Raw genomic sequence first — 496 nt, 5'->3', positions numbered from 1 at the left:
GCCCTGATCCTTCAGACCCTTGAGCACCGCGCTCATCGCCTGGCTGTTGCCATCGAGCGCCGCCCGCGCCGTCTTTTCCAGCGTCGCAACACCGAGCGTCACGACCGCCATATCCGGCGCAACCGACGAATCGGCTTCCCCGGAAACAGCGATGACCGCTTCGCGCTTCTCCGCTTCGGCAGCACGGACAGCGACCGGCATGGCGATCATGGTGGCAAGGATGAGCGTGGTCAAACGGATCGGACGAAGGGTCATGGCAGCTTCCATAAGTTGCGGGTTCCAATTTGTCGCAGGCGATTGTGCAGCTTTTGCGACGGACGCTTGCCCGATGATAGGATTTCCGCTAGAGCCTCGCCAGACGTTTGACCATTGCGACGCGCGGCGCGCGTTTAGGGCCTGTAGCTCAATGGTTAGAGCCGGCGGCTCATAACCGCTTGGTTGGGGGTTCGAGTCCCTCCGGGCCCACCAATTTATCTTAAATTACAACGAGTTATAT

At 59.9% G+C, this 496-nt stretch carries 1 protein-coding gene and 1 tRNA gene; one reads left to right on the top strand and one right to left on the bottom strand.

What is annotated here, in order from left to right:
- Window positions 1–255 (bottom strand): SIMPL domain-containing protein (locus AC1D0P_RS28575; protein WP_477679819.1); only part of this gene is annotated, 255 nt, incomplete at its 3' end.
- Between the two features lie 137 nt (window positions 256–392).
- Here AC1D0P_RS28575 and AC1D0P_RS28570 point away from each other — a divergent pair.
- A tRNA-Ile gene (locus tag AC1D0P_RS28570) sits at window positions 393–468 on the top strand.
- Window positions 469–496 lie beyond the last annotated feature (28 nt).

The sequence above is a fragment of the Polaromonas sp. P1_G2 genome (assembly GCF_056405515.1).
The sequence above is the reverse complement of the archived record's forward strand: the minus strand, read 5'-3'. Positions and strand labels throughout refer to the sequence as shown.